At 60.8% G+C, this 22,956-nt stretch carries 17 protein-coding genes; 11 read left to right on the forward strand and 6 right to left on the reverse strand.

Annotated features, from left to right (window positions below; genetic code table 11):
• Nucleotides 1–37 precede the first annotated feature (37 nt).
• On the forward strand, nucleotides 38–451 hold the full coding sequence (arfB, locus tag ACK6BI_RS11825; RefSeq protein WP_409317203.1) for an alternative ribosome rescue aminoacyl-tRNA hydrolase ArfB: 414 nt from the start codon (nucleotides 38–40) through the stop codon (nucleotides 449–451).
• Here the strand turns inward: arfB and ACK6BI_RS11830 are convergent.
• The 6 genes from ACK6BI_RS11830 to phhA all read right to left on the reverse strand — a co-directional run bounded on the left by ACK6BI_RS11830 (nucleotide 448) and on the right by phhA (nucleotide 4,812).
• The gene (locus tag ACK6BI_RS11830; protein WP_409317313.1) at nucleotides 448–1,635 is read right to left on the reverse strand and encodes an MFS transporter; all 1,188 of its coding nucleotides are present in this window, start codon (nucleotides 1,633–1,635) and stop codon (nucleotides 448–450) included. The two genes, arfB and ACK6BI_RS11830, sit on opposite strands and share 4 nt — an antisense overlap.
• 96 nt (nucleotides 1,636–1,731) lie before the next feature.
• Complete coding sequence (locus ACK6BI_RS11835) at nucleotides 1,732–1,914, reverse strand: hypothetical protein (protein ID WP_065260808.1); 183 nt, start codon at nucleotides 1,912–1,914, stop codon at nucleotides 1,732–1,734.
• 73 nt (nucleotides 1,915–1,987) lie between these two features.
• A complete protein-coding gene (locus ACK6BI_RS11840; RefSeq protein WP_409317204.1) occupies nucleotides 1,988–2,119 on the reverse strand; it encodes a hypothetical protein in 132 nt (43 codons plus the stop codon).
• Between the two features lie 196 nt (nucleotides 2,120–2,315).
• Complete coding sequence (locus tag ACK6BI_RS11845) at nucleotides 2,316–3,509, reverse strand: amino acid aminotransferase (protein ID WP_409317205.1); 1,194 nt, start codon at nucleotides 3,507–3,509, stop codon at nucleotides 2,316–2,318.
• Nucleotides 3,509–3,865, reverse strand: coding sequence for a 4a-hydroxytetrahydrobiopterin dehydratase (locus ACK6BI_RS11850; RefSeq protein ID WP_213027921.1), 357 nt, complete (start codon nucleotides 3,863–3,865; stop codon nucleotides 3,509–3,511). Before ACK6BI_RS11850 ends, ACK6BI_RS11845 begins: the two co-directional genes overlap by 1 nt.
• A 110-nt stretch (nucleotides 3,866–3,975) precedes the next feature.
• Nucleotides 3,976–4,812 carry a phenylalanine 4-monooxygenase gene (gene phhA / locus ACK6BI_RS11855; RefSeq protein WP_082302448.1) on the reverse strand — a complete coding sequence of 279 codons (837 nt, stop codon included), beginning with the start codon at nucleotides 4,810–4,812 and terminating at the stop codon, nucleotides 3,976–3,978.
• Nucleotides 4,813–5,036: 224 nt separating this feature from the next.
• On the opposite strand from phhA, the gene ACK6BI_RS11860 reads away from it, so the two are divergent.
• The 10 genes from ACK6BI_RS11860 to ACK6BI_RS11905 all read left to right on the forward strand — a co-directional run bounded on the left by ACK6BI_RS11860 (nucleotide 5,037) and on the right by ACK6BI_RS11905 (nucleotide 22,781).
• Nucleotides 5,037–6,617 carry a sigma-54-dependent transcriptional regulator gene (locus ACK6BI_RS11860; protein WP_409317206.1) on the forward strand — a complete coding sequence of 527 codons (1,581 nt, stop codon included), beginning with the start codon at nucleotides 5,037–5,039 and terminating at the stop codon, nucleotides 6,615–6,617.
• 185 nt (nucleotides 6,618–6,802) lie between these two features.
• Nucleotides 6,803–7,543, forward strand: a complete 741-nt coding sequence (locus ACK6BI_RS11865) for a flagellar basal body rod protein FlgF (protein WP_065260804.1) — start codon at nucleotides 6,803–6,805, stop codon at nucleotides 7,541–7,543.
• Between the two features lie 45 nt (nucleotides 7,544–7,588).
• Nucleotides 7,589–8,374 (forward strand): flagellar basal-body rod protein FlgG, encoded by a 786-nt coding sequence (flgG, locus tag ACK6BI_RS11870; RefSeq protein ID WP_011333017.1) that lies wholly within the window; start codon nucleotides 7,589–7,591, stop codon nucleotides 8,372–8,374.
• 53 nt (nucleotides 8,375–8,427) lie between these two features.
• The gene (gene flgH, locus ACK6BI_RS11875; protein ID WP_065260803.1) at nucleotides 8,428–9,123 is read left to right on the forward strand and encodes a flagellar basal body L-ring protein FlgH; all 696 of its coding nucleotides are present in this window, start codon (nucleotides 8,428–8,430) and stop codon (nucleotides 9,121–9,123) included.
• A gap of 27 nt (nucleotides 9,124–9,150) precedes the next feature.
• A complete protein-coding gene (locus ACK6BI_RS11880; protein WP_080593281.1) occupies nucleotides 9,151–10,239 on the forward strand; it encodes a flagellar basal body P-ring protein FlgI in 1,089 nt (362 codons plus the stop codon).
• Nucleotides 10,240–10,250: 11 nt separating this feature from the next.
• Complete coding sequence (gene flgJ / locus ACK6BI_RS11885) at nucleotides 10,251–11,543, forward strand: flagellar assembly peptidoglycan hydrolase FlgJ (protein ID WP_409317207.1); 1,293 nt, start codon at nucleotides 10,251–10,253, stop codon at nucleotides 11,541–11,543.
• Between the two features lie 21 nt (nucleotides 11,544–11,564).
• On the forward strand, nucleotides 11,565–13,610 hold the full coding sequence (flgK, locus tag ACK6BI_RS11890; protein ID WP_409317208.1) for a flagellar hook-associated protein FlgK: 2,046 nt from the start codon (nucleotides 11,565–11,567) through the stop codon (nucleotides 13,608–13,610).
• A 13-nt stretch (nucleotides 13,611–13,623) separates the two neighbouring features.
• On the forward strand, nucleotides 13,624–15,195 hold the full coding sequence (locus ACK6BI_RS11895; RefSeq protein WP_119428843.1) for a flagellar hook-associated protein 3: 1,572 nt from the start codon (nucleotides 13,624–13,626) through the stop codon (nucleotides 15,193–15,195).
• Between the two features lie 117 nt (nucleotides 15,196–15,312).
• Nucleotides 15,313–18,909 (forward strand): glycosyltransferase, encoded by a 3,597-nt coding sequence (locus ACK6BI_RS11900; protein WP_409317209.1) that lies wholly within the window; start codon nucleotides 15,313–15,315, stop codon nucleotides 18,907–18,909.
• Nucleotides 18,910–19,133: 224 nt separating this feature from the next.
• A complete protein-coding gene (locus ACK6BI_RS11905) occupies nucleotides 19,134–22,781 on the forward strand; it encodes a beta strand repeat-containing protein (RefSeq protein ID WP_409317210.1) in 3,648 nt (1,215 codons plus the stop codon).
• Nucleotides 22,782–22,956: the final 175 nt, after the last annotated feature.

The raw sequence follows: 22,956 nt of genomic DNA on the forward strand, positions 1-22,956 counted from the left end.
CCGCTTGGCGACAGTCAGCTTTCACAATGAGAATGCAATGCTGAAGATTTCCAATAACGTGCATCTGCCGGATGCCGAGATCGAGCTGACCGCCATCCGTGCCCAAGGGGCCGGTGGGCAGAACGTCAACAAGGTCTCCAGCGCCGTGCACCTGCGCTTCGATATTCTTGCCTCGTCCTTGCCCGAGTTTTACAAGGAGCGGCTGATGGCGCTGCGCGACAGTCGTATCACGAGCGACGGCGTGTTGATCATCAAGGCCCAGCAATACCGTACTCAGGAACAGAATCGCGCCGATGCGCTGGAGCGTCTTGTCGAGCTGATTCTCAACGCTACCAGAGTCGAAAAGAAGCGCCGGCCGACCAAGCCGACGCTGGGCTCGCAGAAGCGTCGGCTGGAGTCCAAGACCAGGCGCGGCAGCATCAAGGCCGGGCGGGGCAAGGTGGATTTCTAGTCTTCGCGATACTTCGAGGTGTGACGATACAGATAGATGCTCAGCGCCAGGCCGCTCAGTGCGGCAATGGCGGCGAACAGGAAGATCGAGGCAAAGCCGAAGCCCGCCGCAATCGCCCCGGCCAGTGGCCCGGTGATCCCCAGCGACAGATCGATGAACAGCGAATAGGCACCGACTGCCGCTCCACGGCTGGAGGCCGGCACCAGATTCACCGCTTCCACACCCAGTGCCGGGAACACCAGCGAAAAACCGAAACCACTCAATGCCGCGCCGGCCAATGCCCAGTGTGCATCGGGCGCCAGCCATAGCAACAACAGGCCGAGGGTTTCCACCGACAGGCAGGCAATCGCGACGCGAAAGCCACCGAGGCGATTGATCAGGTTGCCGAACAACAGTCGCGCACCGATGAAGCAGGCACCGAACAGGCTCAGGCAGAGGACGGCGTTATCCCAATGCCGGGTAGCGTAATACAGGGTGATGAAGGTGGCGATGGTGCCGAAACCGATTGACCCCAGCGCCAGCCCGCAGCCATGGGGAAATACCCGCCCGAGCACATGCATGAACGGCAAGCGCTCGCCGGCGACGATCGGCGCGGCGGTTTTTGGCCAGGCCAGCAGCAGGCCCAGAGTGGCCAGCAGCAGAATGCTGACGCCCATGCTCCACAGACCGAAATGGCTGACCAGCCACACCCCCAGTGGTGCCCCGACCGCCAGAGCACCGTAACTGGCGATGCCGTTCCATGAGATGACTTTGGCCGTGTTGGACGCGCCGACACGACCGATCCCCCATCCGATCGACCCGGAGCCGACGAGGCTTTCCGCGCTGCCCAGCACCAGACGGCCGATGAACAGGCTGATCAGACTGAGCAGCGGCAGGTTGGGCGTCCAGGCCGAAATCAGCATGAACACGCCACTCAAGCCACAGCCTGCCAGGCCAATCATCACCGCACGTTTGCTGCCCTGATTGTCGATGATTTTGCCGGCGTAAGGACGGCTGAGCAGAGTGGCGAGGTATTGCACGCTGATCACCAGCCCGGCGATGACTGCACCGAAGCCCAGGTCGCTATGAACATAACCAGGCAGTACGGCCAGAGGAATGCCGATATTCAGGTAGCCGATGAAGGTGAAGAGGACGATGGAAACGACTTGCAGCGTGACCGCCAAGGGGCGCCGGGGTTCTGGCATAGGGGACGACATGGGGTAACGATCCACGGGAAGAGCAGAATAGATAGGCTGCTCATGATACCGATGTGAAGGCGTCTGCGGCGGGGAAAAGTAAAACTATTTGGCCGGGGCAACCAGTTGTGTGGTGACCAGAGCCGCAAGGGCGTTTTCTTCGCTGCCGAAACGGGCGAGCAGGGCGGCCTGTTTCTCGGGCGAGAGGCGGCTCCAGATCTCGATCATCTTCTCGGTAGCGCCGATGAGGATTTCAGCCTGTTGTTCGTTGAAGGATTCGTCGGTCATGGCGGGCTCGGTTTCAGGCAGTGTGGAAAGCGCATGTTAGCGCTTTCCACACGGTCTGTACGGTGGGTGTTACTTACTCTTCGCGGTCGGCCGGACGGCTTTCGGCGGCTTCTTTCGGCTCGGCCTGTTGGGCGCCGGCTGGTTGCGTGGTCGTCTGCTCAGGTACGTGCAGGCTCGGGAAGGGGAGATTGGGAATCTCGTGCATGGTTGCGCTCCTCGCTAAGTCTGTTGATAGATCTGGTAGATCCGCGCTTTCAGAAAGCCTGCGAAGGATACAGCAGTAAAAATGACAATCAGATTTTTAATTCTGTTTGTTGCGATGGGCGGGATTGTCTAGACAAGTGCGGCAGGGTGACGCAGGACAACTGCGGGAGCGAGCAGGTTCGCTCCCGCAATTGTGTTTATTTACAGACGCTGGCGATGGCTTCGGCCAGCAAGTCGAGGCGCGTCGCATCAATCCCCGCGACGTTGGCCCGGCCCGAGCTGACCATGTACACGCTGTGATGCTCACGCAGGTCTTTCACTTGTTCCGGCGACAGCCCGGTGTAGGAGAACATCCCGCGCTGCACGCCAATGTGTGCAAAACGCTCGCGCAGGCCATGCGGCTCCAGCGCTTCCACCAGCCCGCTGCGCAACTGGGCGATGCGCAGACGCATGGCTTCCACTTCGTCGGCCCAGCGGCTTTTCAGCTCCGGGTCGGCGAGGATCGTGGCGACGACGGCCGCGCCGTGATCCGGTGGTGTCGACCACAGGTTGCGGGCGATATGCGCCAGCTGGCTGCGGACGTCGGTGAGCTTGTCGGCGGTTTTCGCGCAGACGATCAGCGCGCCGGTACGGTCGCGGTACAGGCCGAAGTTCTTCGAGCAGGAGCTGGTGATCAGCAGTTCGGCCAACTCGGCGGCGAACAGCCGGGTCGACCACGCATCCTGTTCCAGGCCATCGCCGAAGCCCTGGTAGGCAAAGTCGATCAGCGGCAGCAATTCCCGGCGACGCACCACGTCCAGCACCCGGTGCCAGTCGTCGTGACTCAGGTCGAACCCGGTCGGGTTGTGACAGCACGCGTGCAGCAGCACCACATCGCCTTTCGGCACTTCGTTGAGCACGGCCAGCATGGCATCGACATCGAGACGGTTGTCGCTGCCGACGTAAGGGTAATGACTGATCCTGACGCCGGCTGCCGCGAAAATCGTTTCGTGGATCGGCCAGGTCGGGTTGCTCAGCCAGACGCCCTTGCCCGGCAGGCATTGGGCGATGAAGTCCGCCGCCAGACGCAGGGCGCCGGTGCCGCCCGGGGTCTGGGTGGCGCCGGCGCGTTTCTGGGCGATCAGTGCCGAATCGGCACCGAGCACCAGCTCATTGATCAGCTTGCCGAACAGCGGGTTGCCGTGACCACCAATGTAAGTCTTGGTGTCCTGACTTTCGATCAGGCGCGCCTCGGCGATCTTCACCGCCTCGGGAATCGGTGTCAGGCCCTGGGCATCCTTGTAGACGCCAACGCCGAGGTCGAACTTGCGCGGGTTGGTGTCCTGCGCATAGGCCTCCATCAGGCCCAGGATCGGATCGCCGGGCACCCGGCCGATGGCGTCGAAGTGCATTACTTGCGTCCTTCTGCAGTCTTGGCCACTTCGTCGGTGCGTGCGGCCATGATGAAGTCGTTGCGGTGCAGGCCCTTGATCGAGTGGCTCCACCAGGTCACGGTGACTTTGCCCCACTCGGTCAGCAGACCCGGGTGATGACCTTCGGCCTCGGAGATCTCGCCGACGGCGTTGGTGAATGCCAGGGCGTGCTTGAAGTTCTTGAACAGGAAGACTTTTTCCAACTGCATGATGCTGTCGCGCACCTCGATGTTCCAGTCAGGGATCTGCTTGATCAGGATCGGCAGTTCTTCATCGCTGACCTGTGGAGCATCGGCACGGCACGCTTCGCAATGGGCTTGGTTCAAAGAGGACATGGTGTACTTCCTGAAATCGAGAGGTGTTTTTTTATATTGGCCGTCAATGTCGCCACGCTAAACCAAAGTGGCGACGACTGACAGACTCACTTGTAAGCAAAAGTCGCGGTTCAGGCGGCTTTTGGTTTTGGCGGAAATTTCGGTGCGTGCAGACCCAGCTGCATGCCTTGCTTGACCATGCCCATGATGTCTTCGTGGGCGAGGTCGAACAGGCGCTTGAGGTTCGGCAGGACAAAGTACAGCGGTTGCAGGATATCGATGCGATACGGTGTGCGCATGGCTTCCAGCGGATCGAAGGCCTGATGCTCGGGTTCGTCCGACAGCGAGTAAACGGTTTCTTTCGGCGAGGACAGAATGCCGCCGCCGTAGATGCGTTTGCCTTGCGGGGTGTCGACCAGACCGAACTCGATGGTCATCCAGTACAGACGCGCCAGGTAGACGCGCTCTTCCTTGGTCGCTTGCAGGCCAAGCTTGCCGTAGGTGTGGGTGAATTCGGCGAACCAGGGATTGGTCAGCAGCGGGCAGTGACCGAAGATCTCGTGGAAAATATCCGGCTCTTGCAGATAGTCCAGCTCTTCACGGGTACGAATGAAGGTGGCCACCGGAAACTGTTTACTGGCGAGCAATTCGAAAAAGGTCTGGAAAGGGATCAGCGCCGGGACGCGGGCGACCTGCCATCCGGTGGTCTCGCCGAGCACCTTGTTGATCTCGCCCAGTTGTGGAATGCGGTCATGGGGCAGACCGAGTTTTTCGATGCCGTCCAGGTATTCCTGGCAAGCCCGGCCCTCGACCACTTTCATCTGGCGGGTGATCAGCGTGTTCCACACCGCATGTTCTTCGGCGGGGTAGTCGATAAAACCTTGCGCATCGGGCTCGCGGGCCACGTATTGCGTCTGCTTCATACTGCTCTCCTGCGAGGGGAATTCGTTCTTGTTATGTCCTGCCATGGACTGAGAAATACCCCAGAGCGTGCCGTGTTGCATCAGGTTGATGAGCCACCGAGTAGGAAAAGTCTCCATAATTCGTAAAATTATCGTTACGCCTTGTGCGATAAGTCCTGATTGCGGTGAATTGCAGGTTTGAAACGACCTGTGTCTGTCACATAATCTTGACGACTATCTTGCGGGCGGCCGAGAAAATTCCGCCCCCTCTACCTGTTTCGGGCCTTTATATGCGTATCAAAGTCCATTGCCAGAATCGCATCGGCATCCTGCGCGACATTCTCAATCTGCTGGTGGAGTACGGGATCAACGTCGCTCGCGGCGAAGTCGGCGGAGAGCACGGCAATGCGATTTACCTGCACTGCCCGAACCTGATCAATCTGCAGTTCCAGGCGTTACGGCCCAAGTTCGAAGCCATCGCCGGCGTCTTTGGCGTGAAACGAGTGGGATTGATGCCCAGCGAGCGCCGGCACATGGAGCTGAACGCGTTGCTCGGGGCGCTGGAGTTTCCGGTGCTGTCGATCGACATGGGTGGGTCGATCGTGGCCGCCAACCGCGCGGCGGCGCAGTTGCTGGGTGTGCGGGTGGATGAAGTGCCGGGGATTCCGCTGTCACGGTATGCCGAGGATTTTGATCTGCCGGAGCTGGTGCGTGCCAACAAATCGCGGATCAATGGCATGCGGGTCAAGGTCAGGGGCGACATCTTTCTGGCCGACATTGCGCCGCTGCAATCGGAGCATGACGACAGCGAAGCCATGGCCGGCGCGGTCCTGACGCTGCACCGGGCGGATCGGGTCGGCGAACGCATCTATAACGTACGCAAACAGGAGTTGCGTGGTTTCGACAGCATCTTCCAGAGCTCGAAAGTGATGGCGGCGGTGGTGCGCGAAGCCCGGCGGATGGCACCACTGGACGCGCCTCTTTTGATCGAGGGTGAAACCGGCACCGGCAAGGAATTGCTGGCGCGGGCCTGTCATCTGGCGAGCCCGCGCGGCCAGTCGCCGCTGATGGCGCTCAACTGTGCGGGGTTGCCGGAGTCGATGGCCGAGACTGAATTGTTCGGCTACGGCCCCGGTGCCTTCGAGGGCGCGCGTGCCGAAGGCAAGCTCGGGCTGCTGGAGCTGACGGCGGGCGGCACGCTGTTCCTCGATGGTGTCGGCGAAATGAGTCCGCGCTTGCAGGTGAAATTGTTGCGTTTCCTGCAGGATGGCTGTTTCCGGCGTGTAGGCAGCGATGAAGAGGTTTACCTGGATGTGCGGGTGATCTGTGCCACCCAGGTGGACCTGTCGGAACTGTGCGCGAGAGGGGAGTTTCGCCAGGATCTGTATCACCGCCTCAACGTGCTCTCGCTGCACATTCCGCCGCTGCGCGAATGCCTCGACGGACTGACGCCGCTGGTGGAGCACTTCCTCGATCAGGCCAGTCGGCAGATCGGTTGCCCGCTGCCGAAACTGTCGCCGGCGGCCATGGACCGACTCAGTCATTACCATTGGCCGGGCAACGTGCGACAACTGGAAAACGTGCTGTTCCAGGCGGTTTCGCTGTGCGATGGCGGTACGGTCAAGGCTGAGCACATCCGCCTGCCGGACTATGGCGTGCGTCAGCCGCTTGGCGATTTTTCGCTGGAGGGCGGGCTGGACGAGATTGTCGGGCGTTTCGAGAAAGCAGTGCTTGAGCGACTGTATTCGGAGCATCCGAGTAGTCGGCAACTGGGCAAGCGGCTTGGGGTTTCCCATACGACCATTGCCAACAAGTTGCGAGATTACGAAGTCGGCAAAAATGCGTCGAGTGATCCCGACCGGCCTGGTTGATTGCCGCGAAGCGGCATGACACCGCCGGTTTTTCGTCTTCGATACATTGCCCAAAACCCCGCAAAACCCTTCAAGTCCTTTGTTTATCGGCTCGTCGTCCGCCAGAAAAAAGTTGGTCTGCAAATTGCTTATGGCTCAGCAGTACAGCAGTGGGCGGCAAACGTCCGGCATGCAGAGGAAAGAGTGTGGACAAGTACCTTTATGTGGCAATGACCGGCGCCAGCCAAAACGCACTGGCGCAAAAGGCTCATGCCAACAACCTGGCGAACATCTCCACCAATGGCTTTCAGCGCGACCTGGAACAGGCGCGTTCGATGCCGGTGTTCGGTGACAGCTTTCCGGCGCGTGCGTTTGCCATGAGCGAGCGGCCCGCCACCGATTTCACCCAGGGTTCGCTGGTGCAGACCGGGCGTGACCTGGACGTGGCTGTCAGCGGCAACGGCTTCATTGCCGTGCAGAACCCCAACGGTGGCGAAAGCTACGTGCGCACCGGCAGCCTGAATATCGACGCCCTTGGCGTGCTGCGTGCCGGCAACGGCATGCCGGTGCTGGGTAATGGCGGTCCGATTGCGATTCCGCCGGAGCAGCAGGTGGAAGTCGGTGAAGATGGCACCATCAGTATCCGTGCGATGGGCGAAGGCCCGCGCGTCATGGCCGAAGTCGACCGGATCAAGCTGGTCAACCCGGACATCAAGAACATGAACAAGGGCCTGGACGGTTCGATCTACACCAAGGACGGCCAGCCTGCGCCGGCCGATGCCAACGTCAAACTGGTGTCGGGTTTCCTGGAATCGAGCAACGTCAATGCCGTGGAAGAGATGACTTCGGTGCTGGCCCTGGCCAAGCAGTTCGAGTTGCACGTCAAGATGATGAACACCGCCAAAGACGACGACCAGGCCATGGCTCGGGTCTTGCAGATCAGCTAATTATCAGAACGTCGCGCCGTAAAACAGGCGCACGAGGAGAATCGAATGCTTCCGGCTCTATGGGTTGCCAAAACCGGTCTGTCCGCCCAGGACACCAACCTGACCACCATTTCCAACAACCTGGCCAACGTGTCGACCACGGGTTTCAAACGTGACCGCGCCGAGTTCCAGGACCTGCTGTATCAGATCAAGCGTCAGCCAGGCGCCCAGTCGACCCAGGACAGCGAACTGCCGTCGGGTCTGCAAGTAGGTACCGGTGTGCGCATCGTCGGCACCCAGAAAAACTTCACCGCCGGCAGCCTGCAAACCACCGAGCAGCCGCTGGACATGGCCATCGACGGACGTGGTTTCTTCCAGATCCTGCAACCGGACGGCACCACGTCCTACACCCGTGACGGTACGTTCCACCTCGATTCGAACGGCCAGATCGTCAACGCCAGCGGTTTTGCCCTGGAGCCGGCGATCGTCATCCCGAACAACGCCCAGACTTTCACCGTCGGCCGTGACGGCACCGTGTCTATCACCGTGGCCGGCAACCCTGCCGCCCAGGTGATCGGCAACTTGCAGACCGCCGACTTCATCAACCCGGCCGGTCTGCAAGCCGTGGGCAACAATCTGTTCCTGGAAACCGCTGCTTCCGGCGCGCCGCAAGTCGGTACTCCTGGCCTGAACGGTTTCGGCACCACTCTGCAGAACACCCTGGAAACCTCCAACGTCAGCACCGTGGAAGAGATGGTCAACATGATCACCACCCAGCGTGCCTACGAGATGAACTCCAAGGTGATTTCCACCGCCGACCAGATGCTCTCGTTCGTAACGCAGAATCTGTAATCAAGTCTATGAGGCGGCCATGAGGCTGCCTGCAACACCGTGAGGTAAGGGTCATGAAGCGCTTTGTATCTATTGTGGCATTGAGCGGGGTCGTCTCGCTCGCGGGCTGCGTCGCTCCGACGCCCAAGCCCAATGACCCTTACTACGCCCCGGTGTTGCCGCGTACGCCGTTGCCGGCGGCCGCCAACAACGGCTCGATCTATCAGGCCGGTTTCGAACAGAACCTGTACAGCGACCGCAAGGCGTTCCGGGTCGGTGACATCATCACCATCACCCTGAACGAGAAGACCCAGGCCAGCAAGAACGCCAACTCGCAAGTGGCCAAGAACAGCAAGACCGGCATCGGCCTGACTTCGCTGTTCGGCGGCAGCGGGACCACCAACAACCCGTTGGGCGGCAATGACCTGAGCCTGGACGTCGGCTACAGCGGCGACCGTGCGACCAAGGGCGACAGCAAGGCGGCCCAGGGCAACACCCTGACCGGCTCTATCACCGTGACCGTCGCCGACGTGCTGCCCAACGGCATCATCGCCGTGCGCGGCGAGAAGTGGCTGACCCTCAACACCGGCGACGAGCTGGTTCGGATCGCCGGACTCGTGCGTGCCGATGACATCGCTACCGACAACACGGTGTCGTCGACCCGGGTCGCCGATGCGCGCATCACCTACTCGGGCACCGGTTCGTTTGCCGATGCGAGTCAGCCAGGCTGGTTCGACCGTTTCTTCCTCAGCCCGCTGTTCCCTTTCTAGGTGGCTACGTTGAATTTCAAGAGCCTCATGCTCGCTGCGGCGTTGATGTCCGCAGCCTTTGGTGCCCACGCCGAGCGGCTGAAAGATATCGCCAGCATTTCCGGCGTGCGTTCCAACCAGTTGATCGGCTACGGCCTGGTGGTCGGGCTTAACGGCACCGGCGACCAGACCACGCAAACCCCGTTTACCCTGCAGACCTTCAACAACATGCTCTCGCAGTTCGGCATCAAGGTGCCGCCGGGATCGGGCAACGTGCAGTTGAAAAACGTCGCGGCGGTATCGGTCAGTGCCGATCTGCCGGCGTTCGCCAAGCCGGGTCAGCAGGTCGACATCACGGTTTCCTCCATCGGTAACTCCAAGAGCCTGCGCGGCGGTACGCTGCTGCTGACCCCGCTCAAGGGTATCGACGGCAACGTCTACGCCATCGCTCAGGGCAACCTGGTGGTCGGCGGTTTCGATGCCGAGGGCCGTGACGGTTCGAAGATCACCGTCAACGTTCCGTCGGCCGGTCGCATCCCCGGCGGTGCCTCGGTGGAGCGTTCGGTGCCGAGCGGTTTCAACCAGGGCAACAGCCTGACGCTGAACCTCAACCGTTCCGACTTCACCACCGCCAAGCGCATCGTTGACAAGATCAACGACATGCTCGGCCCGGGCGTCGCCCAGGCGATCGATGGCGGTTCGATCCGCGTCACTGCACCGCTCGATCCGAGCCAGCGCGTCGACTATCTGTCGATCCTGGAAAACCTCGAAGTCGACCCGGGTCAGGCGGTGGCGAAAGTCATCATTAACTCCCGTACCGGCACCATCGTCATCGGCCAGAACGTGAAGGTTTCGCCGGCCGCCGTGACCCACGGCAGCCTGACCGTGACCATCACTGAAGACCCGATCGTCAGCCAGCCGGGCCCGCTGTCCAACGGTCAGACGGCCGTGGTGCCGCGCTCGCGTGTGAATGCCCAGCAGGAAGCCAAGCCGATGTTCAAGTTCGGTCCGGGCACCACCCTCGACGAAATCGTGCGTGCGGTGAACCAGGTCGGCGCGGCGCCGGGTGACCTGATGGCCATTCTCGAAGCACTGAAGCAGGCCGGCGCGTTGCAAGCCGACCTGATCGTGATCTGAGGACGCCGCCCATGGATATGCGCAAGAGCGGTCTGGTCAGCAGCAGCGATTCGGGTTCCTACTCGGACCTCAATCGCCTGAACCAGCTCAAGGTCGGCGACAAGAACAGCGACGCCAACATGCGCAAGGTCGCGCAAGAGTTCGAATCGCTGTTCCTGGGCGAGATGCTCAAATCGATGCGTTCGGCCACCGAGGCACTGGGGCAGGACAACCCGATGAATACGCCGGCGGCCAAGCAGTATCAGGAAATGTACGACCAGCAACTGGCGGTATCCCTGTCCCGTGAGGGGGGTGGTATCGGTCTGGCCGACGTGCTGATGAAACAGATGTCGAAGAACAAGCCGATGGCGCCAGGCGAGGCCGCCGCCGCGTCCGCTGCCAAACAACAGGAAGCGCTGGCCAGGGCTGCCTCGGCGGAAACGCCGATTGCTGCTGGCACCGTGGCCACCAGCGGTCCGCTGTCGCGCCTCAATGGCGAACGTCCGTTGTGGGCGTCGCGTTCGGTGCACGCGCCGAACACCCAGCTTGCCCATCGCAATGACATGGAAATGATCAACCAGCGTCGCCTGGCGCTGCCGCCGAAGCTCGCAGACCGCCTGCTCGCCGGCCTGGTGCCTTCGGCCACGAACGCTGCGACGGCGCAACAGCCGCAGCGCACCGCGACGATGGCTGCCACTGGTTCAGGTCCGCTGTACAACGGCGACTGGCTGGCCCGCGCCGAGGCGGACAAGGCTTCCGGCGGACAGATGCAGATCTACGGCCGCGCCATGGCGCAGATTCCGCTGGCGCCGGCCAAGCGTGCGTTCAGCAACGCCGACGAATTCGTCAACACCATGCTGCCGATGGCCAAGGAGGCGGCGGCGCGCATCGGCGTCGATCCGCGCTATCTGGTGGCTCAGGCCGCGCTGGAAACCGGCTGGGGCAAATCGGTCATGCGCGCTCAGGACGGCACCAGCAGTCATAACCTGTTCGGGATCAAGGCCAGCGGCAACTGGAAGGGCGATTCGGCCCGGGCGATCACCAGCGAATTCCGTAACGGGCAGATGGTCAAGGAGACGGCGGAGTTCCGTTCCTATGCCTCATACAAGGACAGCTTCCATGATCTGGTGACGTTGCTGCAGAGCAACAATCGCTATCAAGAAGTGCTGAAGTCGGCCGATAACCCAGAACAGTTTGTACGCGAATTGCAAAAGGCCGGTTATGCGACCGACCCGCACTACGCGACGAAGATTTCGCAGATTGCCAGGCAGATGACCGTCAATCAGAACTACGCTGCGGCCGGCGTTTCGACGACGCCCTTATAAACACAAGGTAAGGTTTGAATCATGAGTTTGCTCAATATCGGGATGTCGGGGTTGGCTGCCAGTTCATCCTCTCTGGCCGTGACAGGTAACAACATTGCCAACGTCGACACCGCCGGTTATTCGCGCCAGCAAACCGTGCAGGGCACCAAATCCTCGATCCAGTACGGCAACGTATTCATCGGTACGGGCACTACCCTGGCCGACGTGCGCCGGGTGTACAACTCCTACCTGGAAACCCAGCTGCATACCGCCACGTCGCTCAATAGCGAAGCGGCCGCCTATGGCGGGCAGGCCGCTGCGTTGGACAACTCGTTGTCCGATACCAATACCGGTCTGACCGGCGTGCTGCAGAAGTTTTTCACTTCGATGCAAGGTGTCGCGACGTCGGCGACCGACGACACATCCCGTCAGTCGGTGCTGACCGGTGCGCAGGCCCTGACCAGCCGCTTCAATGCGCTGGCCAAACAGCTGAACGATCAGAACACCACGATCAACGGCAACCTCGGCGACATGGCCGCCCAGGTCAACAAACTGGCCACCTCGATTGCCAATCTCAACCAGAAGATCGGTGAAGTTTCCACCAGCGGCGGCCAGCCGAACGATCTGCTCGACAGCCGTAACGAAGCCGTGCGCCAGCTGTCCGAACTGGTCGGTGCGCAAGTGGTCGAGCGTGGCACCAGTTTCGACGTCTACGTGGGCAGCGGCCAGCCGCTGGTCGTCGGCAACACCACCAACACCCTGAGCACCGTTCCGAGCAAGGATGACCCGTCGCGCATGGGCATCCAGATGGATCGTGGCTCAAGCACCATCGACATCACCTCGGTGATCAGTGGCGGTGAAATGGGCGGTCTGCTGACCTATCGCAACGAAGTGCTCAACCCGTCGCTCAACGAGCTGGGTCGCGTAGCGCTGGTCATTGCCGATCAAATGAATCGCCAGCAGGCCCAGGGCATCGACAAGAACGGTGACTTCGGCGCACCGATCTTCAACGACATCAACAGTGCCGCGCTGATCAGCCAGCGCAGCATTGCCTCGGCAGGCAACAGCGCAGGCTCGGGCAACCTGAACGTCACCATCAAGGACACCGGCAAGCTGACCACCAGCGATTACCAGGTCACCTTCACCAGCGCCACCAACTATTCGGTCAAGCGCTCCGACGGCACTGACATGGGTTCGTTCAGCACCACGACCACGCCACCGCCAGTGATCGACGGTTTCACTCTGGCCCTGAACGGCGGTGCGATGAACGCCGGTGACACCTTCAAGGTGACCCCGACCCGTGACGCGGCCACCAACATTCAGACCGTGCTCACCGATCCGAAGAAAATCGCGGCAGCAGCACCGTTGACCGGCGTGGCCAGTGCCAACAATTCCGGCACTTACACCCAGCCGACGCTGGTCGACACCATCGACATCACCAACCCGGCCTCCCAGGCCGAGTTGCAGAACGCGCTCAAGTATTCGACGCCGGTCAAGCTGGTGATGGGGGCGGTCACCAGCGGCAGCCAGTCGTACAACATGGTCGACGCCAAGGGCAACACCATCGGCAGCGGCACCATCGTTCCGGGGCAGGCCAACACCCTGAACCTCAAGATCGGCATGGTCGATTCCACCGGTGCACCGGTGATGGATACCTCGGTCACGCCGAACGTGCAGAAAACCTTCACCGTGCAGACCACCGTGGGCGCAACGCCGAAGGCTGGCGAAACCTTCACGATCAACCTGACCGGCGCAGCCTCTTCGGACAACCGCAACGCGCAAGCGCTGGTCGGACTGCAGACCAAACAGACCGTTGACACCGGCACCGGCAGCAAGGGCATCAGCCTGACCGACGCTTACAACAAGCTGGTGACCAACGTCGGTACCAAGGCGGCCCAGAGCAAGTCCGACAACGAAGCCACCTCGACGATCCTCGATCAGGCCAAGGGTGCGCGCGACTCGCTGTCTCAGGTCAACCTGGATGAAGAGACCGGCAACCTGGTCAAGTATCAGCAGTACTACACAGCGTCTTCGCAGATCATCAAGGCTGCGCAGGAAACCTTCGCCACGCTGATCAACAGTCTTTAAGGAGTCGTAATTCATGCGCATTTCCACCGCCCAGTATTACGCGACACAAGCGTCCCAATATCAGCGTAACTACAGCAAGACTGTTGCCACCGCGAACGAGGCGAGCAGCCTGCAACGCATCAACACCGCCGCCGATGATCCGATCGGTGCCGGGCGCCTGCTCAAGCTGGGTCAGCAGGCCGCGATGCTCGAGCAATATCAGGGCAACATCGATACCACCAAGAGTGCGCTGACCGTGCAGGAGTCCACGCTGAACTCCATCACCACGGCCTTGCAGCGCGCCAAGGAAATCGGCCTGGCCGCCAACAACGGTATTGCCACCGACGCAGACCGCAAGGCCTACGCATCGGAGCTGAGCCAGATCCAGCAACAAGTGCTGGGCCTGATGAACTCCAAGGACGCCAACGGCAATTACCTGTTTTCCGGCTCCAAGACCGATACCGCGCCGTACTCGCAGAATGCCGATGGCACCTACACCTACAATGGTGACCAGACCCAGATCAACCTGGGCATTGGCGACGGCCTCTCGGTAGCCACCAACACCACGGGTTGGGATGCATTCCAGCAGACCATCAACACCAGCCGCACCACGACTACCATGACCGCACCTGCCGTCGATGATGGTCGTGTGGTGCTGACCAACGGTATCGTTGGCACTGCTGCGACGTACAACGCCAAGTTCGCGGCCGGCCAGCCTTACACCGTTGATTTCATCAGCAGCACGCAGTTGAAAATCACCGATGCCCTGGGCAACGACGTGACGAGCGAAGCCAGTCAGAGCGGTGCGATCACCAACAGCAACGGTGCCAACCAGACCGTCAGCTTCCGTGGTGTCGACCTGAAGTTGAACATCAACCTCAAGCCTGGCGACACCAACCCGGATGCGGTCATCGCCGGCCACAGCTTCCAGCTGGCGGCCACGCCTGACTCGTTCACCACCTCGCGCAGCGCGGGCAACCCGTCGACCGCGGTCATCACTGGCTCCGGCGTAACCAACCAGGCGGCCTACGACGCGGCATTCCCGTCCGGCGGCGGTGCGATCCTGAAGTTCACCAGCGCCACGGCATTCGACCTGTACGCAGCGCCAGTCACCGCTGACAGCAAGCCGGTTTCGTCGGGCACCCTGGTCGGCAACAACGCTACCGCCGCCGGAGTGACGTTCACCCTCGGCGGTACGCCAGGTGCGGGCGATCAGTTCTCGATCCAGTCCAACAACCACCAGACCCAGAACGTGCTCGACACCCTGGGCCAGATGGTCACGGCGCTGAATGCGCCGATCGATGGTGATCCGGTGGCCAAGCAAAAATTCCAGGGTGCCATGGAGTCGGCGCTGGGCAACATCGACAGCGCGTCCAACCAGATTGGTTCGGCGGTGACTTCGATCGGTGCCCGCGGACAGTCGCTGGATGACCAGAACACCACCAACCAGAGCCTGACTCAGGCGAATACCACCACTCAGGGTTCGATCCGTGATTCGGATCCTGCCGAAGTGATGACCCGCCTGACCTTGCAGCAGACCATGTTGCAGGCCTCGCAACTGGCGTTCAGCAAAATCAGCCAGCTGGGCCTGTTCAACAAGATCTGATGCTGACCGGGCGCGCAAGCGCCCGGTTGCTCTGACCGTTCTGTATTTATTGTTCTTCTTTTGCGGTTTCAAAGGGCTCGCTGTTCCGGGCGGGTTCCCGCCGCTTGCGAGTCCGCCGTGAATTCACTCCCCCTTGTCAGCCTCGTCATTCCCGCCTTCAACCCGCGCTTTTTTGAAAAGGCCTTGAGCAGTGCCGTGAGCCAAAGCTATGGCAATCTCGAAATCATCGTCTGCGACGACAGTCGTGGCAGTGAGATCGAGGAAATTGTCGCTTCGGTCACCGAGAGCAGCGGGGTTACGGTTCGTTATGTGCGCAATCCCCGGACGCTCGGGCTGGTGGGTAACCTGCATGCGTGCCTGGAGCAGGCGACGGGTGAGTTCATCAAGTTTCTGTGTGATGACGATCAGTTGTTTTCCACCAGCGTCGAACGCCAGGCGCAGACACTGATCGACCAGCAGGACGTCAATCTGGTACTCGCCCAGCGCCTGTTCTGGGATGCTGGCGACCTGCCGTTGCCGTCGCGCCTGGAGAACACGCCGTTGTCTCCGGTGTGCGGATTGTTCAAGGGCGATGACCTGCTGGCGATTTTCGAGAATTTCCCGGTGAACATTCTCGGAGGCTTCAGCAATGCCCTGTTTCGTCGATCCGATGTACAGGAGCTGTTGCCGGCCCTGACTCAGTCCGGTCACTGTTTTGTCGCAACGCTCGATTTTGCTTTGTACGTCTGCCTGCTGCGACGCGGCAACGTGGTGATGTCGAACCATGTCCTGAGCATCGAGCGCCTGTACCCTGAGCGTTTGAGCAGCCAGCAAGCGATGCGCGATGCAGCCGAGGTCGAGCGGCAATGGCTGACGCAGATGCTCAAGGCGCGCAGCGGCGAATCCGCACCGGCGCCGGGCTGGGTCCGTTATGTGCCGATCACCAAGGCCCTGGAAACTCCGCGGGTCTGGGAAGAGTTGCCACTGAGCCGCACGCTGGGCACCAAGCAGACCACGCAGGATTGGCATGTCGGAATTGCCAGTGTCAGTTTCGCCGAGCTGTACGCCCAGTGGCTGGCCTGCCGCGCACTGACCGAAGGCCAGCGCGAACTGTTGCCGGACACGCTGGCCGCCTGGCCGCGCGTGCCGAAAATCGTTCCGGTGATCATCGACGAGCAGGGCAGTCGCTCGGCACTCGAACTCACCCTGCAATCGCTGGCCGCACAGGAATACCTGCCGGAGCTGACCATCGTGCTCTCCGCGTCCTGCACCGAGGCGCAGTTGCAGGAGCGCATCGTGCGCATGCCGCTGCAGGATGACTGGCAACAACAGATCAACCAATTGTTGCCGCAGCTCGATGGTGCCGACTGGTTCTATCTGCTGCGCGCCGGTGATCGTCTGGTGGTACCGGCGTTGCTGGTGATGGCCGAACGTATCGCGCTCTCGCGCACCGTTACCTGCCTCTACAGCGATGAAGGTGGTCTGAGCCAGGGTGAGTCGACCGAGCCTGTGTTCAAACCGGACTTCAACCTGGACCTGATGCGCAGCTACCCCTATGTGGGCAGGGCGCTGGCCTTCGAGCGCGAGCGCTTCCTCGCCCTGGGCGGTTTCGATTCCGCTTTCGGTGAGCTGGCGCCCCACGATGTGCTGTGGCGCATGGTCGAGCATGACGGCACGCACGTCATCGGTCATGTTTCCGAGGTGTTGCTGGAGTCGGCGTACGACCTCGCCAAGTGGCTGTCCGAACCGCAAATGGCGGACCGCAACTCACAGTTGATCTCGGCTCACCTGGCGCGTCTGGGCATCGCCCACGAGATTCGCGATGGCGCCTCGGCGCTGCTCAACCGGGTCGATTATCACCATGGTCGTCAGCCTCTGGTGTCGATCGTTATTGTCAGCAAGGATCAGACGGCAGCCGTACAGCGTTGTGTCGAGAGCCTGCTGGAGAAAACCCTCTACGCCGAATATGAATTGCTGCTGGTCGACAACGGCAGCGAGAGCGCCGAAGCGCGGGCCTGGTTCGAGGGTATGGGGCAACTGGGCAGCGAGCGGATCCGCATTCTGGACTGCCCGCAGCAAGACAATATGTCGGCGGTGCGCAATGCGGCGGTGAGTCAGGCGCGGGGCGAATACGTCCTGCTGCTCAATCCTTATGCCGTGATCACCCAGGGCGACTGGCTGGCGGAAATGCTCAATCACGCCCAGCGGCCGGAAGTCGGCGTGGTCGGCGCCAAGCTGTTCAATCCGGATGGCCGGATCCTCCACGCCGGCCTTATTCTCGGCCTGCAAGGGCCGGCCGGCGTACCGTTTTACGGCGAGACCCTGCAGGCCACGGGTTACATGTACCGGCTGCTCGTCGCTCATGACCTGAGCGCGGTTGGTGGCGATTGCCTGATGGTGCGCAAGGCCGTGTTCGAGGCGGTCGGCGGCCTCGATCAGCAAGACCTGGCACAGTCGCTCAATGAAGTGGATCTGTGCCTGCGGGTCGGCCGGGAAGGTTACCTGGTGGTGTGGACGCCTTACGCTCAGCTGGCGTTGGGCGCACAGCCGGCACAGGCGCCGAAGGACGGCGAAGAAGCACGGCTCGGCCAGGAACAGGAAACGTTCTACAAGCGCTGGTTGCCGATCGTTGCGCGGGATCCGGCGTACAACGCCAACCTGGCGCTCAACGGTCTGGGCGGTTCGAGCTTCCGTCTCGATCCGGGCCTGCGTACCGGCTGGAGTCCGTTTTCGCATCCGCAATTGCCGAAGATCCTGGCGCTGCCGGTCAATGCGTCGGCCATCGGTCACTACCGTGTGACCCAGCCACTGATCGAGCTGGAAGCGGCGGGCAGGGCGCTGGGGCGGATTCACTACAATCTGCCGACGATCATCGAAGTCGAGCGCCAATCCCCTGACGTGATCATTTTGCAGGGGCGCTATGCCGAAGCGCCAATCAATGAAATCCCGATCCTGCAGAAATACTCAAATGCCCGGCGGATCTATGAACTCGATGACTATGTGATCGACGTTCCCCATCGCAATGCCCACATCCGCAACATGCCGAACAAGGACGAGATGGAAAAACTGGTCCGGCGCGCCATCGGCATGTGTGACCGGGTCGTGGTGTCCACGGCGCCGCTGGGTAATGCACTGTCGAGCATGCACAGCGACATTCGGGTTGTCCCGAACATGCTGGCCAAACACCTGTGGAGTGATTTGCGCAGTCAGCGTCGCACCTCGAAAAAACCTCGGGTCGGCTGGGGTGGTGGCACCAGTCACCATGGCGACCTCGCGGTCATCGCCGATGTGGTGCGCGAACTGGCCAATGAAGTCGACTGGGTGTTTTTCGGCATGTGCCCCGACGACCTGCGACCGTACATGCATGAGTTCCACGGTGTGATCGGACTGGACGTGTACCCGGCGAAGCTGGCCAGCCTCAACCTCGACCTGGCCCTGGCACCGCTTGAGTTCCACATCTTCAACGACTGCAAGAGCAACCTGCGTCTGCTGGAATATGGCGCCTGCGGCTACCCGGTGATCTGCACCGACACCGAGGCCTATCGCGGTTATCTGCCGTGCACGCGGATCAAGACCAACACCACGGATGAGTGGCTGCAGGCGATCCGCATGCACCTGGCCGATCCTGACGCCAGCTACCGCATGGGCGACGAATTGCGCGAGGTCGTATTGCGCGACTACGTGCTGCGCGGCGACAACCTGCGGTACTGGGAAAACGGCTGGCTGGCGGACTGACCGGGTCATCCAAGCTCCCCAAAACAGGCGACTGCAGTCGCCTGTTTTTTTTTGCCTGGCTGTTTGTCTTTATTTCATGCTCGATACATTTCTTTGCAACGGACTCAAGCACAGGATGCTTCCTGTCGATATCAACACATTGCAGTTCAAGAAAGTGATGTCGCCGTGACGTGTGATCGCCACGCTGGCCTGTACCGGTTCACAAACAAGGCAAGGAAGATGTAATGGCAGTAATCAACGGGACAAACGGCGCGGATACGCTGAACGGTACGAGTGGGGATGATGAGATTAATGGCCTGGGTGGCAATGATGTGATTATCGGGAGTGCCGGGGCTGACAAAATTGACGGTGGCGCGGGTTTCGACACGGTCGATTACTCGGCTTCGTCCGCCGGGGTAAATGTCGACATCCGTCCGGGCACCGGATTGCCTGGCACTGGTGGTGATGCGCAGGACGACACGCTGACCGGCATCGAAAAGGTCATCGGTTCGGCGTTCAACGATACCTTCACAACTGAGGCATCGTTGTATGCCACCTATGAAGGCGGCGCTGGAGATGACATCTATTACGTCAATGGTGGTGGTGTGACCATCATCGAACAGGCTGGCGGCGGCAACGACGAGGTGCGGGTCAGCTGGAAGGATCACACCCTGGCGGCCAATATCGAGCGTCTGACATACGTCGGTACCGGCTCGTTCACCGGCGTGGGCAACGCCAGCGACAACATCATCACGGGTGGCGCAAATAACGACATCCTCAAGGGTGGCGGCGGTGCCGACCAGTTTTTTGGTGGCGCGGGGCGCGACACGGTGTCCTACGACGACAGCACCGTTGCAGTGAGCATTAACCTGAAAACGGGCATCAACTCGGGCATCGCAGCGGGTGACACTTACAACAGCATCGAAGTGATCGCCGGTTCCAACTTCAACGACACCTTCGTGGTCGATAGCCGGATCACGGCTGTTGATGGCGGTGCCGGATTCGATACGGTCGATTACTCGACATCGTCCGCTGGCGTTAACGTCGACATTCGTCCGGGCACTGGACTGGCAGGTATTGGTGGTGATTCACAAGGTGTGACCCTGACCGGCATCGAAAAGGTCATCGGTTCGGCGTTCAACGATACCTTCACAACTGAGGCATCGTTGTATGCCACCTATGAAGGCGGCGCTGGAGATGACGTCTATTACGTCAATGGCGGTGGTGTGACCATCATCGAACAGGCCGGCGGCGGCAACGACGAGGTGCGGGTCAGCTGGAAGGATCACACCCTGGCGGCCAATATCGAGCGTCTGACATACGTCGGTACCGGCTCGTTCACCGGCGTGGGCAACGCCAGCGACAACATCATCACGGGTGGCGCAAATAACGACATCCTCAAGGGTGGCGGCGGTGCCGACCAGTTTTTTGGTGGCGCGGGGCGCGACACGGTGTCCTACGACGACAGCACCGTTGCAGTGAGCATTAACCTGAAAACGGGCATCAACTCGGGCATCGCAGCGGGTGACACTTACAACAGCATCGAAGTGATCGCCGGTTCCAACTTCAACGACACCTTCGTGGTCGATAGCCGGATCACGGCTGTTGATGGCGGTGCCGGATTCGATACGGTCGATTACTCGACATCGTCCGCTGGCGTTAACGTCGACATTCGCCCGGGCACTGGACTGGCAGGTATTGGTGGTGATTCGCAAGGTGTGACCCTGACCGGCATCGAGAAGGTCATCGGTTCGGCGTTCAGCGATACCTTCACGACTGAGGCATCGTTGTATGCCACCTATGAAGGCGGCGCTGGAGATGACGTCTATTACGTCAATGGCGGTGGTGTGACCATCATCGAACAGGCTGGCGGCGGCAACGACGAGGTGCGGGTCAGCTGGAAGGATCACACCCTGGCGGCCAATATCGAGCGTCTGACATACGTCGGTACCGGCTCGTTTACCGGCACCGGCAACGATAGCGATAACATCATCACGGGCGGTGCAGGCAACGACATCCTCAAGGGCGGTGGTGGCGCCGATCAGTTCTTCGGTGGCGCAGGCATGGACACCGTGTCCTATGACGACAGCACCGTAGGTGTGACGCTCAATCTGAAGACCGGGATCAATAGCGGAATCGCTGCGGGCGACGTATACAACAGCATCGAAGCGATTACCGGCTCGAAGTACAACGATACGTTCTTTGCTGACAGCCGTGTGTTTGCCTTTGACGGTGGCGCAGGGTTCGACACGGTCGATTACTCGGCGTCAGCCGAAGCCGTCAATGTCGAGATTCGTCCGGGCACCAGCCCGGCGGGTGTCGGTGGTGATGCGCAGGGCGATACCCTGACCAACATTGAAAAGGTTGTCGGTTCGGCCTTCAACGACACCTTCACTGCAGCGGCTATCAGCTACGCGACCTTCGAGGGCGGCGCCGGTGATGACATCTACTATGTCAATGGTGGCGGCGTAACGATCATCGAACAGGAAGGTGGCGGCAACGACGAGATTCGCGTCAGCTGGAACACCCACACGATGGCCGCGAACGTCGAGCGCATGACCTACACCGGGACGGCTGCGTTCACCGGTTATGGCAACGCCAGCGACAACATCATCACGGGTGGCATCGGCAATGACGTGCTGTATGGCGGTGGCGGTGCCGATCAGTTCATCGGCGGTGCGGGCATGGACACAGTGTCCTATGACGACAGCACAACGGGCGTCAGCATCAACCTGAAAACCGGTGTCAACACCGGGATTGCGACGGGTGACACCTACAACAGCATCGAGGCAATGACCGGCTCGAAATACAACGATGTCTTCGTTGGCAGCTCTGCGGCGCTCGCCTTCAACGGCGGTCTCGGCCTGGACATGGTCAGCTATGAGTCATCGGACAGCGCCGTCACCATCGACCTGAAAACCAACGCCAACGCCGGCGATGCAGCGGGCGATACCTTCGCCGGGATCGAGATCTTCCAGGGCACTCGTTTCGCTGACACGTTCCTGGGTTCCACCGCCAACGACAACTTTGTGGGTGGAGCCGGTGCCGACGTGTTCGACGGTCGTGAAGGCATTGACACGGTCTGGTACGCCAACAACGCCACCGCCGTGAATATCAACCTGCAGACCGGTGTCAGCCAGGGTGGCGATGCCGAAGGCGATGTCTTCATCAATATCGAGAGTCTGATCGGGACAAACTTCAATGACACGTTGATCGGCAATGCTGCCGCCAATGGTCTGGAGGGCGGTCTGGGCAACGACGTCATTTATGGCGGGGATGGCAACGATGTCATCTATGGCAGCCTGTACACCCCGCTCGGACCGTTCGCCGTGAATGTTGCAGCGGGTGGGCCGCAGGCTGACCTGCTGTATGGCGGCAACGGCGACGACATCATCGTTGGCGCACCCGATGACCGGGGCACCCAGGCCTTTGGTGAAGCCGGCAATGACACCATTACCGTGGCATATGGCATGGCCGACGGTGGTGAGGGCAACGATCTGCTGACCGGGATTGGCGCCGGATACTCGCTGTTCGGTGGAGCGGGTGCCGACAAACTGGTTCTGCAGGGTGGTCCGGGTTCGGCGTTCGGCGGCGAGGATAATGACACCTACACCGTCAATACCTCGAAACTGGTCACCATTCAGGACACTGGCACCAGTTCCGGTGACAAGTTGATCCTGTCGAACATCAGCGCTCAGCAACTGCTGCTTGACCGGGTCGGCAATGACCTGTTCCTGCATCAGTACAGCGTCTTCGAAGGCCAGACTCCGGAAGACGGCGTGCGGCTGAAGGACTGGTTCGCCGGCTCCAACACAATTGAATATATCCAGACGTCTGACGGCAAGTTCATCAACCTGCCAACCGGCAATGACGGGTTCGCCATGTTCGGTTGATAGCAGGACAGACGCCTCCCTGATGGTTTGGTGGGGGGATCGATGATCGAGAACAGGCGACCCCGGGTCGCCTGTTTTTGTTTCATTTCCAAGACGCGTATGGACTGCGGTTTTGCATCCACCGGGGCTGTTGATGACAGATTGGTCCTGCAGGGTGGTGGCATGGCATTCGGCG

Source organism: Pseudomonas sp. KCJK9016 (assembly GCF_046231795.1).
GTDB lineage: Bacteria > Pseudomonadota > Gammaproteobacteria > Pseudomonadales > Pseudomonadaceae > Aquipseudomonas > Aquipseudomonas bananamidigenes.

What these genes read in the sequence shown, in the direction of transcription:
- ACK6BI_RS11860 (WP_409317206.1), top strand. Translation starts at nt 5,037, where the DNA reads ATGCGTATCAAAGTCCATTGCCAGAATCGCATCGGCATCCTGCGCGAC.
- ACK6BI_RS11850 (WP_213027921.1), bottom strand. Translation starts at nt 3,865, where the DNA reads ATGTCCTCTTTGAACCAAGCCCATTGCGAAGCGTGCCGTGCCGATGCT.
- ACK6BI_RS11905 (WP_409317210.1), top strand. Translation starts at nt 19,134, where the DNA reads ATGGCAGTAATCAACGGGACAAACGGCGCGGATACGCTGAACGGTACG.
- ACK6BI_RS11830 (WP_409317313.1), bottom strand. Translation starts at nt 1,635, where the DNA reads ATGCCAGAACCCCGGCGCCCCTTGGCGGTCACGCTGCAAGTCGTTTCC.
- flgJ (WP_409317207.1), top strand. Translation starts at nt 10,251, where the DNA reads ATGGATATGCGCAAGAGCGGTCTGGTCAGCAGCAGCGATTCGGGTTCC.
- ACK6BI_RS11840 (WP_409317204.1), bottom strand. Translation starts at nt 2,119, where the DNA reads ATGCACGAGATTCCCAATCTCCCCTTCCCGAGCCTGCACGTACCTGAG.
- flgH (WP_065260803.1), top strand. Translation starts at nt 8,428, where the DNA reads ATGAAGCGCTTTGTATCTATTGTGGCATTGAGCGGGGTCGTCTCGCTC.
- ACK6BI_RS11845 (WP_409317205.1), bottom strand. Translation starts at nt 3,509, where the DNA reads ATGCACTTCGACGCCATCGGCCGGGTGCCCGGCGATCCGATCCTGGGC.
- phhA (WP_082302448.1), bottom strand. Translation starts at nt 4,812, where the DNA reads ATGGCAGGACATAACAAGAACGAATTCCCCTCGCAGGAGAGCAGTATG.
- flgK (WP_409317208.1), top strand. Translation starts at nt 11,565, where the DNA reads ATGAGTTTGCTCAATATCGGGATGTCGGGGTTGGCTGCCAGTTCATCC.
- arfB (WP_409317203.1), top strand. Translation starts at nt 38, where the DNA reads ATGCTGAAGATTTCCAATAACGTGCATCTGCCGGATGCCGAGATCGAG.
- ACK6BI_RS11835 (WP_065260808.1), bottom strand. Translation starts at nt 1,914, where the DNA reads ATGACCGACGAATCCTTCAACGAACAACAGGCTGAAATCCTCATCGGC.
- ACK6BI_RS11895 (WP_119428843.1), top strand. Translation starts at nt 13,624, where the DNA reads ATGCGCATTTCCACCGCCCAGTATTACGCGACACAAGCGTCCCAATAT.
- ACK6BI_RS11880 (WP_080593281.1), top strand. Translation starts at nt 9,151, where the DNA reads ATGCTCGCTGCGGCGTTGATGTCCGCAGCCTTTGGTGCCCACGCCGAG.
- flgG (WP_011333017.1), top strand. Translation starts at nt 7,589, where the DNA reads ATGCTTCCGGCTCTATGGGTTGCCAAAACCGGTCTGTCCGCCCAGGAC.